We start from the raw sequence: 15,589 nt of genomic DNA, 5'->3' as shown, positions 1-15,589 counted from the left end.
AATTTACCATGTTTCAAAAACGAGGACAAGACACAAGTTATCTACAGGGAAATGTAGATAACTTGTGCATAATTCGTTATTTATTGATAAAGATGTTGTGGTAAAGGGATTTTTTTAGTGAATAAGGTTATCCCCAATTTTTAAATTGTCAGTTTATGTCGAACGATTTTTTAAATAAATCGGTAAAATACAGGTATAAAATGCTGTGGAAATGAATATAATTCTATTTTTCTCATAAAAAAACAGACCCGGCGCAACTTTGAGCCGGGTTTATCTGGCATACTGACTAATTACTGATTTTCAAAAATTAATATTGCGGTGTTAGATATTTTATCTGATCCAAAAGCTCCGCCTTGAAAAACAGAGTTCCTTTAGCTTGATAATGGATAAGTTTTGTTTATCACGCAACCCACACAGCCTGAACCAACAAGCCACAACACTATCACAAGCTACGAATTGCTTTCATCCAGCGTAAGTGTGCCAAATCCCGAAACTTTCTCCTGGGGGCCCGCAGTCCAGACACCGGGCAACTGAACGGCGATTAGAGCTCCAGTCTAGGGAATGCGCAAATCACTTACGCTGTTATGAAAGCAATTATTTGTTCGGTTAGTTTGCTTTAAGTTTCCGGTATGAAGGTTTAGGTAATTATAAAAATCGTATCACAGATTCGAGCAATTAGTCGAGCGTAGGGGGAGTAATTGGAATGAAATAGAAGTTTACACCAGTAGTTAGTTTATCTTTCACCCTAATTACGCTATTATAGGGTAAGATAAAGTGAAACTTCAATCAGTAGGTGTTTTTCTTCATTCCCCACTGATTGTTAGTTGAACGAATCAGGGTGATAGCGTCCGTTATCTCCCACCTAAACTTTCTCGAAGACCCTAAAGTTTTGAGGTGAGAGTTTTACGGATGGTTCCACCGGGATAAAACTATGGAAAGATGAATAATGAGGTGTAAGCGGTGCTTAATAGGTTTTTACCGAATGAACATGTAAAAAGTATCTTTGATATCCAACCGGAAAAGTTAAAAACTCGAGGAATCAAAGGAATCATTACGGACCTTGATAACACATTGGTTGCATGGGATGTAAGAGATGCAACTCCTGAGGTCGTGAAATGGTTTGAACAAATGAAAGAACATGATATTAAAGTTACAATTTTATCTAATAATAATCTCGACCGGGTCAAAGCATTTTCTGATCCGCTCGGTACTCCATATGTTTACAGTGCAAGGAAACCGTTACGGAAAGCTTTTAACAGGGTCGCAAGGGAAATGAATCTTAAAAAAGAAGAAATCGTTGTGATTGGTGACCAGCTATTAACAGATGTACTCGGCGGGAATTCAGCTGGTTTTTATACGATGTTAGTCGTTCCGATTGTCCAGTCTGATGCGAAAATCACACAATTTAATCGGAGAATTGAAAGAATGATATTAAACTATTTCCGTTCTAAAGGAAAAATCAGCTGGGAGGACGAATAAGTGAAAAAAATTTATTGTGAAGGTTGCGGGGCGCAAATTCAAACAGAGGATAAAGAAAAAATCGGTTATGCTCCCGCGGCTGCTCTAGAAAAAGATGTAGTATTATGCCAGCGCTGCTTCCGGTTGAAGCATTATAATGAGACGCAAGATGTACCGATGACAGATGACGACTTTTTAAAAATGGTCAGCTCTATTCGAGAGTCGGAAGGACTAATCGTTCACATGATTGATATATTTGATGTGCATGGCAGCCTCATTGAGAGCTTGCCAAGGATTACCGGTAACAATCCAATTATACTAGTAGGCAATAAATTGGATTTACTGCCTAAATCAACAAATCCGAATAAACTTATCCAATGGTTGAAGAAGGAAGCAAAGGATGCCGGAATTAAAGTTCGGGATGTATTTTTAATTTCTTCTGTTAAAGGGACAGGAATTGACGAATTGAAGGAAGCAATTGAATACGAACGGAATGGTGAAGATGTCTATGTGGTCGGGACGACGAATGTCGGGAAATCAACATTCATCAATACGCTCATTAAACAGTCAACAGGTCATAAAGATGTAATAACGACATCTTATTTTCCGGGAACGACGTTAGGATTTATTCAAATTCCGTTAGACGATACAGCTTCGTTGATTGATACACCTGGTATTGTGAATAAACAACAGATAGCGCATTATCTTGCACCAGAAGATTTAAAGGTTGTTACACCGAGAAAAGAAATTAAGTCGCGGGGTTTTCAGTTAAACGCTGGACAAACGTTGTTCTTTGGCGGTTTGGCAAGACTTGATTTTGTAAAAGGAGAGAGGCAAGCTTTTATTTGTTATTTCGCAAATGAGCTGGAGATTCACCGGACAAAGTTAGAAAAAGCCGATGAATTATATGAATCACATCTCGGCGGTTTATTATCGCCACCAACAGAGGAGAGTATCGAACTCTTACCTTCGTTTACGGAGCATTCTTTTAAAATTTCAGGGGGTAAAAAGGATATTGTATTTCCTGGACTTGGTTGGGTAACAGTGAACGGGGAAGAGACTACAGTTGTTGTTCATAGTCCGAAGGGAGTTTCCGCAGGTGTTAGAAATTCATTAATATAGGGGGAAGGATCATTGTACAAGTTAGGGCTAATCGGGTATCCAATTCAGCATTCCTTATCACCTTGGATACATGAACGATTATTACAGAAAGCGCAGTTACAGGGGGAATACCGTCTATTCGAAATTACTCCAGAAGATGATTTTGAACAGAAGGTAATGGAATTAAAAGAAAAAGAATTAGACGGTTTTAATGTAACAGTACCATATAAAGAGAAAATCATTCCTTTTCTGGATGAGTTGGATGATATTGCAAAAGAAATGCAGGCAGTGAACACGGTCGTACGTGTGGATGAAAGGTGGATCGGTTATAATACAGACGGGATAGGTTATGTGCGGTCCCTTGAGAGTGCTTATCCTACCTTTTTTGAACAATTGGATAGGAAAGTCATGATTCTCGGTGCAGGTGGAGCTTCCCGGGGTATCTATTATGCCCTGACGAAATTTGGGGTTACTCAGATTGATATTGCAAATCGGACGAAGGAAAAAGCGGAAGATATTGCAAAGTTGGGTAAAGATAAAAGTAAGACAAATATTTTTACAATCGAAGAAGCTAGCAAGGTATTGAAAGAATACGATTTAATAATCCAAACGACATCAATGGGGATGAAAAGTGTGGATTTAAAGCCGATTGTCCAATTAAAACAGTTGAAATCAGGCGCCATTATGAGTGATATCGTTTATCAACCGATTAAAACCCAAATTCTGCAAGATGCAGAGCGACTTGGAGCAAGGATACTTTTAGGTCATACGATGCTGCTCTATCAGGCACAATATGCGTTTGAAATTTGGACAGGAAAACGTCCAGAGGTAATAGAAATGGAACACGAATTATTAGCTGTATTGGAAGGAAGATAATATGTTAACAGGAAAACAAAAAAGATTTTTACGCGCGGAAGCCCATCATTTAAAACCAATTTTCCAAGTTGGTAAAACTGGGGTAAATGATAATATGATTGAACAGATTATAGACGTTTTAGAAAAAAGAGAGTTGATTAAGGTCAGTGTACTGCAAAATTGTCTTGAGGACAAAACAACAGTTGCGGATAAATTAGTTCAAGGTGCTGATGCAGAACTCGTGCAAATCATTGGCAATAATATTATCCTTTATAAAGAATCAACAGAAAATAAACAAATCAAGCTGCCTTAAAAGGATGAATTGTAAAATGAAAAGGATAGGTATTCTAGGAGGAACATTCGATCCACCGCATTTGGGCCATTTAATCATAGCGGAAGAGGTGCGGCTAGCACTTGAATTGGATGAGGTATGGTTTATTCCAACCTATACGCCTCCTCATAAAGATAGTGCAAAAACGGGAGTAGATGACCGTATTCGGATGACTGAACTAGCAATCGAAACGAATCCGCATTTTAAAATAAATACAATTGAAATTAAACGATCGGGTAAATCATACACCATTGATACGATGAAGGAATTAGCCACCTTGCATCCGAATCACGAATTTTATTTTATTATCGGAGCTGATATGGTGGAATACCTCCCGAAATGGCAAGATATAGATGAACTTGTTAAACTTGTGCCATTTGTTGGTGTGAAACGTTCCGGTTATGAACTGGAAACCGAATATGATATATTTACTGTAAATATTCCGTTGATTGATATCTCTTCAACAGAGATTCGGAAACGGCTGCAGAATAATCGTTCTGTGAATTATCTCGTACCAGAGCGTGTATATGCGTATATTAGAGGAGAACGGTTATATGGAGATAAAGGAAGCAATTGAATTAGTTAAACACGAATTAAAGACTTCAAGATTTGAACATACGTTACGTGTGATTGAAACGAGTGAAGCATTAGCCGAACGGTTTAAGGAATCCACCGAAAAGGCTAAGCTTGCGGCAGCGCTCCATGATTACGCTAAAAATTGGCCTGTGGAAGATTTGAAAACTTATATTATCCATCATCATTTAACTGCTGATTTATTAACTTACCACTCGGAGCTGTGGCATGGCCCAGTTGCGTCGCACGTAATGGAAAAGAAGTACAGCATCAAGGATCCTGATATTCTCGGAGCCATTCGGCACCATACAACAGGACGAGCTGGAATGACGAACATGGAAAAAATTGTTTATCTGGCAGATTATATTGAGCCTGGAAGAGATATACCAGGCATTGAGGAAGTTCGCGCAGCAAGTGAACAAAATTTAAATTATGCATGTTGGTTTGTAGCAAGAAATACGTTAAATTATCTGATCGAGAAGAGAGTGACAATCCACCCGGATTCGTTTCACGCATATAATGATTTAACGAGAATAATTCAAACGGAGGGATTATGGAATGGATTTGAAAGAAATCGTGCAGATGGTCGCGGAAGCTTGCGATGATAAGCGAGCAGAAAATATTATAGCGCTAGATATGAATCAAGTATCATTAGTCGCTGATTATTTCCTTATTTGCCACGGAAACACAGAGCGCCAAGTACAGGCGATTGCACGGGGGATTAAGGATGCAATGGATGAACAAAATATTGAAGTTAACCGGATGGAAGGGTTTGAGCAGGCGCGCTGGATACTGATTGATCTCGGCGATATTGTCTGCCATGTGTTCCATAAAGATGAGCGTGGCTACTATAATTTAGAACGATTATGGGGAGATGCCACGGAGGTTCCGCTTCATATTGGACAAGAGGGTTAAGAATGGCATATGGACGGATGGCGGAAATATATGACCATTTAATGAATCATGCACCATACGACAAATGGGTGGATTTTACAGAAGAAATCATTCGTTCTTCTGACATCGATGTGAAGCGGATTGCCGATCTCGGCTGTGGGACAGGAGAAATAACGACTCGACTTGCAACGAAAGGCTATGAAATGGTTGGCGTTGACTATTCCGCAGAAATGCTCTCTTATGCTGAGCATAAGTCAAGCACAAATATGATTACGATTGATTGGTTACACCAAGATATCAGGGAGCTTTCAGGGCTAACGGGTTATGATCTAGCAATCAGCTATTGTGATGTCATCAATTATATAACGGAACCAGCGGATATCAGCCAAACGTTTCAACATGTATTTGATATGTTGAAGCGTGGTGGCTTGTTTCTCTTTGATGTTCATCACTTACCTTTTATTATGGACTTCTATGTAAATGAAACATTTGCGGAAGTGACGGATGAAGTATCCTACATTTGGTTTTGTATTCCAGGTGAAGAAGTTGGGGAAATGTATCACGACTTAACTTTTTATTATTTGCAGGATGGAAAATATGAACGATTTGATGAAGAGCATCACCAACGGACATTTTCTATAAAATTTTACAAAGAAATTTTACAGCGAATCGGCTTCGAAAATGTAAAAGTGTATGCCGATTTTGAAGTAAATGATGAAAATATCGATGACGATACAGCGAGAATTTTCTTTTCTGCAACGAAAGGACCGAGATAAATCAATTATCTCGGTTCTTTTCGATGAGCAGGAATTTATCAATCGATGTCGAATCCTATGTAGTAAGTCCCCCAAACTAATTATTCCACCTGAATTTTTCCCCTCTAAGGATGTGACCCACTATGTCAGATGGCAAGAAGAAAATAATATTTCTTGCGGGAATCGGATTAGCTATCCTGTTGTTTTTTATCATAACGGGAAAACCTGTAAAAGAAGAGAGTAATCACAATAATCTTCATGCGGCAATGGAAAATATGGAGGAAACGATTGCGCCGGAAGAGGATCAGGAAGCATCTTTTGAAAATGTAATTGTTGATATTAAAGGAGAAGTGAAGCAACCTGGTGTCTATGAAATAAGTGCGGATTCCCGTGTGAATGATGTCATTGAAATCGCTGGAGGTTTTACAGAAGAAGCAGATATTCAGCTTATTAATCTTGCTCAAAAAGTCCATGATGAAATGTCGATTATTGTATCGAAGCAAGGAGAAGAAGCCGCAGCAAATACTTCAAGTTCCGCAGATGCAGGGACCGATGGGAAAGTTCGCATTAATTATGCTACCCAAGACGAAATTGAATCATTAAATGGGATTGGCCCGGCAAAAGCCCAAGCGATTATTGAATACCGAGAAGAAAATGGCTTATTTCAGCGTGCAGAGGATCTCTTGGACATTTCCGGAATCGGTGAAAAGACGTTAGATAGTTTCATCGATCAAATTCAAGTTCCATGAAGATAGATTGACGGAAAATGGAGTTGACGGTTAAACTAGAGTAAGAGAAATAGTTTGGGGGGTTAACATTGGAAAGAATTTCATGGGATCAATATTTTATGGCGCAAAGCCATTTATTAGCTTTAAGAAGTACATGTGAACGACTTATGGTCGGAGCAACGATTGTACGTGATAAGCGAATTATTGCTGGAGGTTATAATGGCAGTGTATCAGGAAGCGTGCACTGTGCTGATGAGGGTTGTTATGTCATTGACGGGCACTGTGTAAGAACCGTGCATGCGGAAGCGAATGCGCTTTTACAATGTGCGAAATTCGGTGTTCCGACTGAAGGGGCTGATGTTTATGTGACACATTTTCCTTGCTTGCAATGCTGTAAGCAGTTGATTCAAAGCGGTATCCGGACCGTTTATTACGCAGAGGATTATCGAAACCATCCATATGCGATTGAACTATTTAATGAAACGGGTGTAAAGACGGTGAAGGTTGCTTTGGACTATCTTACGTTTGATACGCAGTACAAAGAAAAACAAGAACTCATTGAAAAAATACATGCAAAATTAGCTGAAAATGAAGAAGACAAAGAAGTATACCAGTTCAAAAAAGAAGTAGAACGCTTATTTCTAGGTTAACAGGTCTATACGGTTTTTCCCTTTTATTATGAACGGTCCAAATCCTTAAGCAGAAAAGGAATTTGGGCTGTTTCTAAAAGGAGATAGTAAAATGAAAGGTTACTGGCATATTGTAGCATTATCAGCGTTAGTCGCTGGGATTTCTGTACTGCTTGAGTGGAACTTGTTTATCGTTATTTTTATCTGGTTGGCTTATTTATTTGCAAGTCAACGGCTGAAAATATTACCGTTATTACTATCACTTATTTCCTTCCTTTTCTTCTATCATTATTTTCCTCCGATAGAATCAGAAGTATCTTCAAAGGTATACTCCAATGAGTCATCAATTTTACAAGGGAAAATTATTCAAGCACCCATTATTCAAGAGAACAAAATAGAACTTGTAGTAGAAGATCATATTACAACTGATAAAGTAATGGTCATTTATTTTCCTGACGAGCTAGAAACTAACCCGCATGAGACCATTTCATTGAAGTATGGTGCTAGCTGTGTCGTTCATGGTGAAACGGAATACCCGGAAGGTGCAAGCAATCCCGGTGAATTCGATTACAGACAATTTCTGCTAAAGAAAGATATAGCGAAACAGATCATTGTTAATAACTTAACTGATATCGAATGTGACGGGGCGTCTTTCTTGCACCGATTTATTTATCTGCGCCAGCTTTTAACACAACAGGCTCCGGATAGCATTAGTGATTACACGGCAGCCTGGGTGAATGCACTTGTATTAGGTGATGATTCTTTGCTTGACCAATCCGTCATCCGACTATTCCAAGACTGGGGATTATCCCATATACTCGCTATATCTGGTCTTCACATCGGAATCGTTGTTGGACTTATTTACGTTTTACTTATCAAAACAACAGCAATGACGAAGGAGAAGGCGGGGCTAGTCGTTTTATTATTCCTGCCACTTTATGCAGTGCTTGCTGGTGGTGAACCATCTGTGTTACGTGCGAGTGCAATGGTTGTCCTATTCATTATTTTACGAAGGATGAAGATACTTGTTTCTCCACTTGATGTTATTAGCATTGTCTTTCTACTTTTGCTCCTCTTCGACCGATTTATGATTTATCATATTGGATTTCAATTCTCTTTCCTCGTCACATTTGGGATAATTCTTACGCGAAATTGGTTATCTCGTGTCTCTTCTTCCTTCTATCAAGTATTGATCATCAGTTTTATTTCTCAGATGGTTATCCTACCGATTCAACTTCATTATTTTTCTCTATTTCAACCGCTATCGATTCTATTGAACCTTGTGATTATCCCTTACTTTTCTATTTTTGTCATCCCGTTTATGTTTTTCTTTTTATTATTTTCCTTTCTGCCGGAATCTATATTGCATGCGTTTGATATATTATTTATTGGTATCCATCATAAAGCACTTCTATTTATCGAATGGGTAGATCAGCATTTTAATTATCCGCTCTATGTATCTGAATTGTCTGTTTCATTTTTCATATGTTATTATGCTTGTTTCGTGATTAGCCTCGTTTATATAGAGTGGGGACGATTGAAAAAAGCCTTTCTCGGATTTACCCTGCTTACTCTTTTATTAGTTGGCTATGCAGCACTTCCTTATTATTCTGCGAAAGGAACTGTGACGATGTTGGATATTGGTCAGGGGGATGCTTTTATCATTGAATTGCCATATCGGGAGGGCGTTATTATGGTTGATGCTGGTGCGAAATTCACCTTTGAAGATATGGAGCCTTCCTCGTCCGTATATGAACGAATCATTAAACCTTACATGCGCTCTCGCGGCATTCATGAGATTGATGCATTATTTATTACCCATGAAGATCTCGATCATTTCGGCAGTCTAGAATTTATGGCTTTTGACGGTGTCGTGAAAGAAGTTTATGTTAGTGATTATTATGAGTTTCGAGCAGATTTATCGCGAAAGCTTATGGAAAATCAAGTTCCCGTGCAACGTGTACAAGCTGGAGAGGTCGTTGATATTTACGGGCAGCTTTTTACAGTTCTCTCGCCGGTCAAGGATAAACAACGTGCAAACGAAAACTCATTAGTACTTTATACAAAAATCGGCGGACGGAGCTGGTTGTTTACAGGGGACATAAGCAAGGAAGAAGAATTAGAAATGATGAAAAACTATCAAGTTCAAGCAGATATTATAAAAATTGCCCATCACGGCAGCAATACATCTTCTGCCCCAGTATTTTTACAATCGCTTCAGAGTAAAGATGCCTTTATTTCAGTCGGAAGAAATAATTCATATGGACACCCGACAAAAGAAGTGATTGAAACATTGGAAGAGCTTGGTATCCGGATTTTTCGAACAGACGAGCACGGGGCAGTGCAATTTATTTTCGAAGGGGACGTGGCGTGGTTCGAAACCTTTTTACCCAATTAAAAAAGAGACTGGTGTTATTCAGTCTCTTTCTGAAATACTATTATGTTTAGTTACCAATAACGTTAAATACGACCCCAATCGTAAAAATTAGGAAAAAGAATAAAAATGAAAACACAAAACCAAACCCTGAATCGATGACGTCATTGTTTTTAGATTGCGGATTATTTTCAAATTCGTTCATCATTACCCCTCCTATCATCCATCACTAGTATAAGATATATATAACAAAAAATCCACTTGTAATATAAAGTTGACCAATATTTGCGCCTAAATAATTAAAGCAATTCAACCTTATCAAGCACTGAAATAGGGTGAATTCTACCGTTATAAATAAAATCGACCACAAAAGCTTTCATACAGCGTAAGTGTGTCAAACTTAGAAACTTTCTACTGGAGGTCCGCAGTCCAGACACCTCTCGCACCTGCTGAGCGAACGTCAAGCCTCCTCGCGCTGAGCACGAAGGGGTCTTGCCAGGCCTACCTCCGAACAGGAAGTTCTAATGCCGGCATTGGTCACAGGACGTGACCGTTCTTAGCCGGCCTCCCGCAGGAGTCTCGAGGTGTCTGGACTGCTACCAGGAAAGGCCAAATTTGAATCACTGTTTAATGTTCTGGAAAAAGTATGCTTCTTATCGTGGCGGAATAATTTCTATTTAAAATAACCATCTAACCAGTTCAGTTGCCCAGTGGACGGTGACTCCTGCGGGAATAGCACGAGTCTCGAGACCCCTTAGTGCTCAGCTCTAGGAGCTCTAGCAGTGCCTAAGGATGCGCATCCGTCCACTGGGCAACTGAACGGCGATTAGAGAGCGAACCATGAGAACGTGCAAAACACTTACGCTGTATGAAAGCAATAATTTTATAATGGAAATTTAGTTCTTCGATATATTGTGCTTCATTGTTATGATACAATCAAGATTAGCAACATACATAACTGGAGTGGTTCTGCATGTCATATATGGATGTATTAAAACAAATTAAGAAAAAACAAATCGCACCAATTTACTTTTTGTATGGTTCGGAAAGTTTTTTTCTACAACAATTGAAACAGCAATTAATTGAAAAAGTCGCAGCAAATGATGAGGATAGTTTAGCTGTTTATGATCTAGAGGAAGTACCAATAGAGGCGGCTGTAAGTGATGCGGAAACGTATCCATTTTTCAGTGACCGAAAATTGGTTATCGCCGAGAATCCAGTCTTCTTAAAAGCGAAGCCTGATAAGCTAGCTTTTGAGCATGAACTGCTGGCACTTGAACGTTACTTATCAGCACCTGTTGATTATTCGGTGCTCGTCATTATAGCTCCATATGAAAAAATTGATGAAAGAAAGAAAATAAGTAAACTGCTGAAAAAGCATGCAACCGTTGCGGTTTGTAATCCAATAAAAGATAACGACTTGAGACAATGGGTTAATTCTGTCGCCAAGCAACTACACGTAACAATTAACGATGAAGCCTATGAAATAATGGAGGCTGAACTATCCAACAATCTGCATCAATTAGAAAATGAACTGCAGAAGCTTGCTCTATTTGTCGGACCGAATGGGGAAGTGACGAAAAAAATTGCCGAAGATCTCGTTTCCCATACGACGACAAGTTCGGCTTTACGCTTAGTCGATGCGGTAATTGAAAAGGATTTACAGAAAGCTATTCGGATTTTTAAAGATCTATTAAAGATGAAGGAAGAGCCGATTGCGATGATCGGTTTAATTGCGTTCCAATTCCGTTCGATCCTGCGGGTAAAGCTATTAAAGCAGCAGGGCTATAGCCAGTACCAGATGCAAAAACAACTAGGAGTCCACCCCTATGTCGTAAAAATTGCTCTAAACCGTGAGCGACAATTCTCAGTTGATAAGTTGGAACGCATCATCATCCAGCTCGCAGATACCGATGCGGCGATTAAACAAGGTAAAATGGGAAAAGAATTAGCATTTGAATTAATGTTATATGATTTAATAGAGGCGGCATAAAGTGAAACTTCAATCAGTGGAAGTTTTACAGACGTTTACACCGGGATAAATAAAAAAACGATCCACTAATTGGATCGTTTTTTATTATGCACCTAGATTACTCACTTTTTTGATTAAACGAGTTTTTTGACGCTCCCCGTTATTTTTGTGAATAATGCCTTTTTGAACAACTTTATCAATTTTCTTGATTGTTGTACTAAGTGCTGCTTTAGCATTTTCTACATCATTTGCTTCAACATACTTCTCCACCAGTTTAATGGCAGTGCGCATGTCAGATTTTTTTGCTAGGTTTAACGAACGTTTTTTATCATTTGTTCGTACACGTTTGATAGCAGATTTAATGTTAGCCATGATGTCACCTCCTAGAAAATAATTGGGCGGTTAATAAAAGCATTCTTATTATTTAACCATCTTATCGTATCGCTTTTTCATTAACATAGTAATTTTACCAAACTAGGTTTAAGTTTTCAATAGAATTGTTATATTATCTTTCGTGCATGAATTATAGCTCTTTCGTTCATTCTAAGCACAACAGGAAAAATAATTGCAATCACTGGAGGAATCCTTATGGAAGAAAAGAAAAATTTTCAAGTTCGAACAGACTTAGCTGTAGAAGCGAGGGATATGTATGTTGAACAAGAAAAACCAGCAAGCGAAATTCAAGGAGTTATTGTTAAAGATAGAACCCAAGAAGGCATTAAGATATCTTACGTGGATATAGATGCGGCTGGTGCAAAACAAATCGGCAAAAAAGAAGGAGCTTACATCACAATTTATGCAGACGGCGTAAAATTACAGGATACGAGACGACAGAAGGCCGCAGCAGATATTCTTGCTACAGAGCTTCGTAATTTGCTTAAGAAGAACAATGTACCGCAAGATGCAGAAGGTTTAATCGTTGGCCTCGGGAACTGGAATGTTACTCCAGATGCGCTTGGACCAATGACAGCGGAGAAGGTTTTAGTTACGAGTCATCTTTTTAGGCTTGATTATGAAACGGTGACAAAGGGGTACCGCCCAGTTGCCTCTGTCACTCCAGGTGTTATGGGAATAACGGGAATTGAAACAAGTGATATTGTGCAAGGGATTGTTGAGAAGTTTGAACCGGACTTCGTCATTGCAATCGATGCACTTGCTTCCCGTTCGATTGAAAGAGTAAATGAAACGATTCAATTGTCTGACTCAGGAATCCATCCTGGCTCGGGTGTTGGAAATAAACGAAAGGAATTGAGCCAAAAAACACTAGGAATCCCGGTTATAGCAATTGGAGTACCAACCGTTGTCGATGCAGTTACAATTACGAGTGATACAATCGATTTTTTGTTGAAGCATTTTGGGAGGGAATGGAAGGAAAAAGATTTACCGAGTAAGGCGCTGACACCAGGTGGGCTTGCTTTCGGTGCAAAAGAGTTTACGGAAGATGATCTTCCTGATTCTGACCAGCGAAAAACCGTGTTAGGAATTGTAGGTGGTCTAACGGAAGAAGAGAAGAGACAACTCATCTCCGAAGTTCTGACTCCAATTGGTCATAACTTGATGGTAACGCCGAAAGAAGTAGATGGCTTTATGCTCGATATGGCGCATTTATTAGCAGAAGGAATCAACCATGCGCTACACGATAATATTGATGAGAATGATTCTGCGAGTTTTACAAGATAATGACTCAACTTCCGCATCTTTAAAAATCGAAACAACTCCATTCACCCTTACCAAGCTCTCGTAGTCAGCGAAGTAGATAACTAGACAATACAAACTACTTGCTGCTTTCATACAGCGTAAGTGTTTTGCACGTTCTCATGGTTCGCTCTCTAATCGCCGTTCAGTTGCCCGGTGGACGGATGCGCGTCCTTAGGCACTGCTAAAGCCTCCTCGGGCTAAGCACTAAGGGGTCTCCAGGCTCGTGCTGTTCCCGCAGGAGTCACCGTCCACCGGGCAACTGAACTGGTTAGATGATTCTCTGAATAGAAATTGTTCCGTCACGATAGGAATTATATCCTTGGAACATTAAACAGTGATCCTTATTTGGCCTTTCCTGGTAGCAGTCCAGACACCTCGAGACTCCTGCGGGAGGATAGGCTTGTTGAGACCCCGCAAGGCGATAGCCTGAGGAGGCTCAACAGCCGCCCGCGGAAAGCGAGAGGTGTCTGGACTGCGGACCTCCAGAAGTGAGTCTCGGACACTTACGCTGTATGAAAGCGAATAGCAGCTTCATGGTTATTTCAGGGTGTGGAGACTGAGATAATTACTATACTTACTAGAAAACATGGTTCTACCAACTAGATTTCTGTCATAGAGTTAATTGTACAGGAAAACAGGAGGGGTAGAACCATGTTTCATTCTAAAAACAATCGCTCAATTGGACGATTAAGAAAGCTTATAGCCTTAGCAGCTAGTTTTTTTCTTATTTTTGTTATGGTAGGCTACATGACTTCAGTACCTTCATCTAGTCGATTATCGTCCAATATGATTTCAAGGTGGACAAGTGATATCGACAGTTCTGTTTTTCTTAATTTATTAGGCATGGAAAATAGAACCCTCATGTTGCATTACGATGAACATAACCAACTCCATACACTTTCCAAGAGCTTATTTCAATTAGTGACAAGTATTAAACCATACGATTTCAGGAGTTTACTCGGTAATGAATTACCAGGATTTTCACGATATGACAGGGAAATTCTTATTGCAGGAGAAGGAACGGATTATTCGAACTTGCCGGTTGAATCGACTTTCCCGCTGGAAGATGTATTAGAAGATAGACAAGCGGTCTATGAAGAAAACGATAAAACAGATACTGAGGCCAAGGAACCGGCCCTAAAAGAAACAGAAGACTTGCAGGAATCTGTTTTTATTTATAATACGCATAACCGCGAGGCTTTTTTGCCACACTTACCAGATATAACGGACCCGGATCTTGCTCATCACGGAGAAATAAATATTACAAAAGTTTCTGAACGACTGAAAGAAGAATTAGCTAAAAATGGTATTGGATCAGTGGTGGACGATACAGACATTATTGGTGAAGTGCTAGTGGAAAAAGGATGGGAATATTGGCAATCATACCGAGCTTCACGTGATGTTGTATCAGAGGCGTTTTCCCAGTACGGAGATTTAAAATATGCTTTTGATATCCACCGGGACAGTATGCCGCGTGATGTTACGACAAAAGAAATAAATGGAGAGCCATATGCTCGCATTATGTTCGTTATAGGGGAGGATAATCCTTCTTTTCAAAAGAATTTCGAACTGGCGGAGAGTCTCCATAAAAAGTTAGAAGAAAAATATCCGGGATTAAGCCGGGGTGTTATTCCTCAAGGTGGAGCAGCTAATAATGGGGTGTATAACCAGGATTTGTCTGAAAATCTACTGCTTCTTGAAGTGGGCGGAGTCGATAATACGCTGGAAGAAACATATCGAACGGTTCAAGCACTAGCTGACGTCTTTAGCGATCATTACTGGGATGCAGAAGCGGTACAAGGAAAATAAAGGGGGAGAAGGAAATGCGTGTCATTATAATTCTGTTGTTATTTGCAGTTTTCTTTTTGGGCGGTACGCTATATGGAGTCAATCAAGAAAGAAATACCTACGAGGATCAGCCGAGGGAGAGTGCGAAAGTCGCAGAAGAGGAACCAATTATTGAAACGGAGGAACGGCAGACTGTGGGTGTTGGAAACGAATATGACCCCATTGAAGAAACAACACTTACCCCAACCGACTCCACACCAGCCTATAAAGCTGCCTCGGCCCTGGAAACAATCGTCAGCTTCTTCTATGAAATAGTCGTTGAAGTTCTCTATCAAGTATCAAGATTGTTTTACTAGCTGTCGTTTTACTTTGCAACACTTCCTTCTCAAGCTATCGGGACTCAAGACCTCCAGTAAAGATAATCATGCTCTTA

At 39.6% G+C, this 15,589-nt stretch carries 17 protein-coding genes; 15 read left to right on the top strand and 2 right to left on the bottom strand.

All coding sequences use genetic code 11. The annotated features are described in order from the left end of the window. Positions 1 to 960: 960 nt before the first annotated feature. The 11 genes from L3V42_RS05855 (at position 961) to L3V42_RS05805 (ending at position 9,722) form a co-directional block, all read left to right on the top strand. Entirely contained in the window at positions 961 to 1,479 is a 519-nt protein-coding gene (locus L3V42_RS05855; RefSeq protein ID WP_235760968.1) for a YqeG family HAD IIIA-type phosphatase, read from the top strand. After that, positions 1,480 to 2,580, top strand: a complete 1,101-nt coding sequence (gene yqeH / locus L3V42_RS05850) for a ribosome biogenesis GTPase YqeH (RefSeq protein WP_235760967.1) — start codon at positions 1,480 to 1,482, stop codon at positions 2,578 to 2,580. Between the two features lie 12 nt (positions 2,581 to 2,592). Next, positions 2,593 to 3,435 (top strand): shikimate dehydrogenase, encoded by an 843-nt coding sequence (aroE, locus tag L3V42_RS05845; RefSeq protein WP_235760966.1) that lies wholly within the window; start codon positions 2,593 to 2,595, stop codon positions 3,433 to 3,435. A gap of 1 nt (position 3,436) precedes the next feature. Next, positions 3,437 to 3,727: a ribosome assembly RNA-binding protein YhbY gene (gene yhbY, locus L3V42_RS05840; protein ID WP_235760965.1), complete on the top strand. Its 291-nt coding sequence runs from the start codon at positions 3,437 to 3,439 to the stop codon at positions 3,725 to 3,727. A 16-nt stretch (positions 3,728 to 3,743) separates the two neighbouring features. After that, on the top strand, positions 3,744 to 4,322 hold the full coding sequence (locus L3V42_RS05835; RefSeq protein WP_235760964.1) for a nicotinate-nucleotide adenylyltransferase: 579 nt from the start codon (positions 3,744 to 3,746) through the stop codon (positions 4,320 to 4,322). Further along, complete coding sequence (gene yqeK, locus L3V42_RS05830) at positions 4,300 to 4,923, top strand: bis(5'-nucleosyl)-tetraphosphatase (symmetrical) YqeK (RefSeq protein WP_235760963.1); 624 nt, start codon at positions 4,300 to 4,302, stop codon at positions 4,921 to 4,923. The genes L3V42_RS05835 and yqeK overlap by 23 nt, the downstream gene beginning before the upstream one ends. Then, positions 4,877 to 5,233, top strand: a complete 357-nt coding sequence (gene rsfS, locus L3V42_RS05825; RefSeq protein WP_235760962.1) for a ribosome silencing factor — start codon at positions 4,877 to 4,879, stop codon at positions 5,231 to 5,233. The genes yqeK and rsfS overlap by 47 nt, the downstream gene beginning before the upstream one ends. Before the next feature lie 2 nt (positions 5,234 to 5,235). Then, positions 5,236 to 5,988: a class I SAM-dependent DNA methyltransferase gene (locus L3V42_RS05820; RefSeq protein ID WP_238471527.1), complete on the top strand. Its 753-nt coding sequence runs from the start codon at positions 5,236 to 5,238 to the stop codon at positions 5,986 to 5,988. Between the two features lie 122 nt (positions 5,989 to 6,110). Beyond that, the gene (locus L3V42_RS05815; RefSeq protein WP_235760960.1) at positions 6,111 to 6,716 is read left to right on the top strand and encodes a helix-hairpin-helix domain-containing protein; all 606 of its coding nucleotides are present in this window, start codon (positions 6,111 to 6,113) and stop codon (positions 6,714 to 6,716) included. A 68-nt stretch (positions 6,717 to 6,784) separates the two neighbouring features. Then, entirely contained in the window at positions 6,785 to 7,345 is a 561-nt protein-coding gene (locus L3V42_RS05810; protein WP_235760959.1) for a ComE operon protein 2, read from the top strand. 91 nt (positions 7,346 to 7,436) lie between these two features. Beyond that, positions 7,437 to 9,722: a DNA internalization-related competence protein ComEC/Rec2 gene (locus L3V42_RS05805; RefSeq protein ID WP_235760958.1), complete on the top strand. Its 2,286-nt coding sequence runs from the start codon at positions 7,437 to 7,439 to the stop codon at positions 9,720 to 9,722. A 46-nt stretch (positions 9,723 to 9,768) separates the two neighbouring features. Here L3V42_RS05805 and L3V42_RS05800 read toward each other — a convergent pair whose 3' ends face one another. Beyond that, the gene (locus L3V42_RS05800; protein WP_238471526.1) at positions 9,769 to 9,903 is read right to left on the bottom strand and encodes a YqzM family protein; all 135 of its coding nucleotides are present in this window, start codon (positions 9,901 to 9,903) and stop codon (positions 9,769 to 9,771) included. 768 nt (positions 9,904 to 10,671) lie between these two features. On the opposite strand from L3V42_RS05800, the gene holA reads away from it, so the two are divergent. After that, positions 10,672 to 11,691: a DNA polymerase III subunit delta gene (holA, locus tag L3V42_RS05795; RefSeq protein WP_235760957.1), complete on the top strand. Its 1,020-nt coding sequence runs from the start codon at positions 10,672 to 10,674 to the stop codon at positions 11,689 to 11,691. A gap of 84 nt (positions 11,692 to 11,775) precedes the next feature. Here the strand turns inward: holA and rpsT are convergent, their stop codons facing one another. Continuing rightward, positions 11,776 to 12,042 carry a 30S ribosomal protein S20 gene (gene rpsT / locus L3V42_RS05790; RefSeq protein WP_235760956.1) on the bottom strand — a complete coding sequence of 89 codons (267 nt, stop codon included), beginning with the start codon at positions 12,040 to 12,042 and terminating at the stop codon, positions 11,776 to 11,778. Positions 12,043 to 12,258: 216 nt separating this feature from the next. Between rpsT and gpr the strand changes: the two genes are divergently transcribed. From gpr to L3V42_RS05775, 3 genes are all read left to right on the top strand, one after another. Further along, positions 12,259 to 13,350 (top strand): GPR endopeptidase, encoded by a 1,092-nt coding sequence (gpr, locus tag L3V42_RS05785; protein ID WP_235760955.1) that lies wholly within the window; start codon positions 12,259 to 12,261, stop codon positions 13,348 to 13,350. A gap of 669 nt (positions 13,351 to 14,019) precedes the next feature. After that, the gene (gene spoIIP, locus L3V42_RS05780; RefSeq protein ID WP_238471525.1) at positions 14,020 to 15,177 is read left to right on the top strand and encodes a stage II sporulation protein P; all 1,158 of its coding nucleotides are present in this window, start codon (positions 14,020 to 14,022) and stop codon (positions 15,175 to 15,177) included. A 14-nt stretch (positions 15,178 to 15,191) separates the two neighbouring features. Beyond that, positions 15,192 to 15,512: a hypothetical protein gene (locus L3V42_RS05775; protein WP_235760953.1), complete on the top strand. Its 321-nt coding sequence runs from the start codon at positions 15,192 to 15,194 to the stop codon at positions 15,510 to 15,512. Positions 15,513 to 15,589: the final 77 nt, after the last annotated feature.

This window comes from Oceanobacillus alkalisoli (assembly GCF_022213125.1).
GTDB classification, from domain to species: Bacteria; Bacillota; Bacilli; order Bacillales; family Amphibacillaceae; genus Oceanobacillus; species Oceanobacillus alkalisoli.
This window is presented reverse-complemented; position numbering and strand designations above follow the sequence as displayed.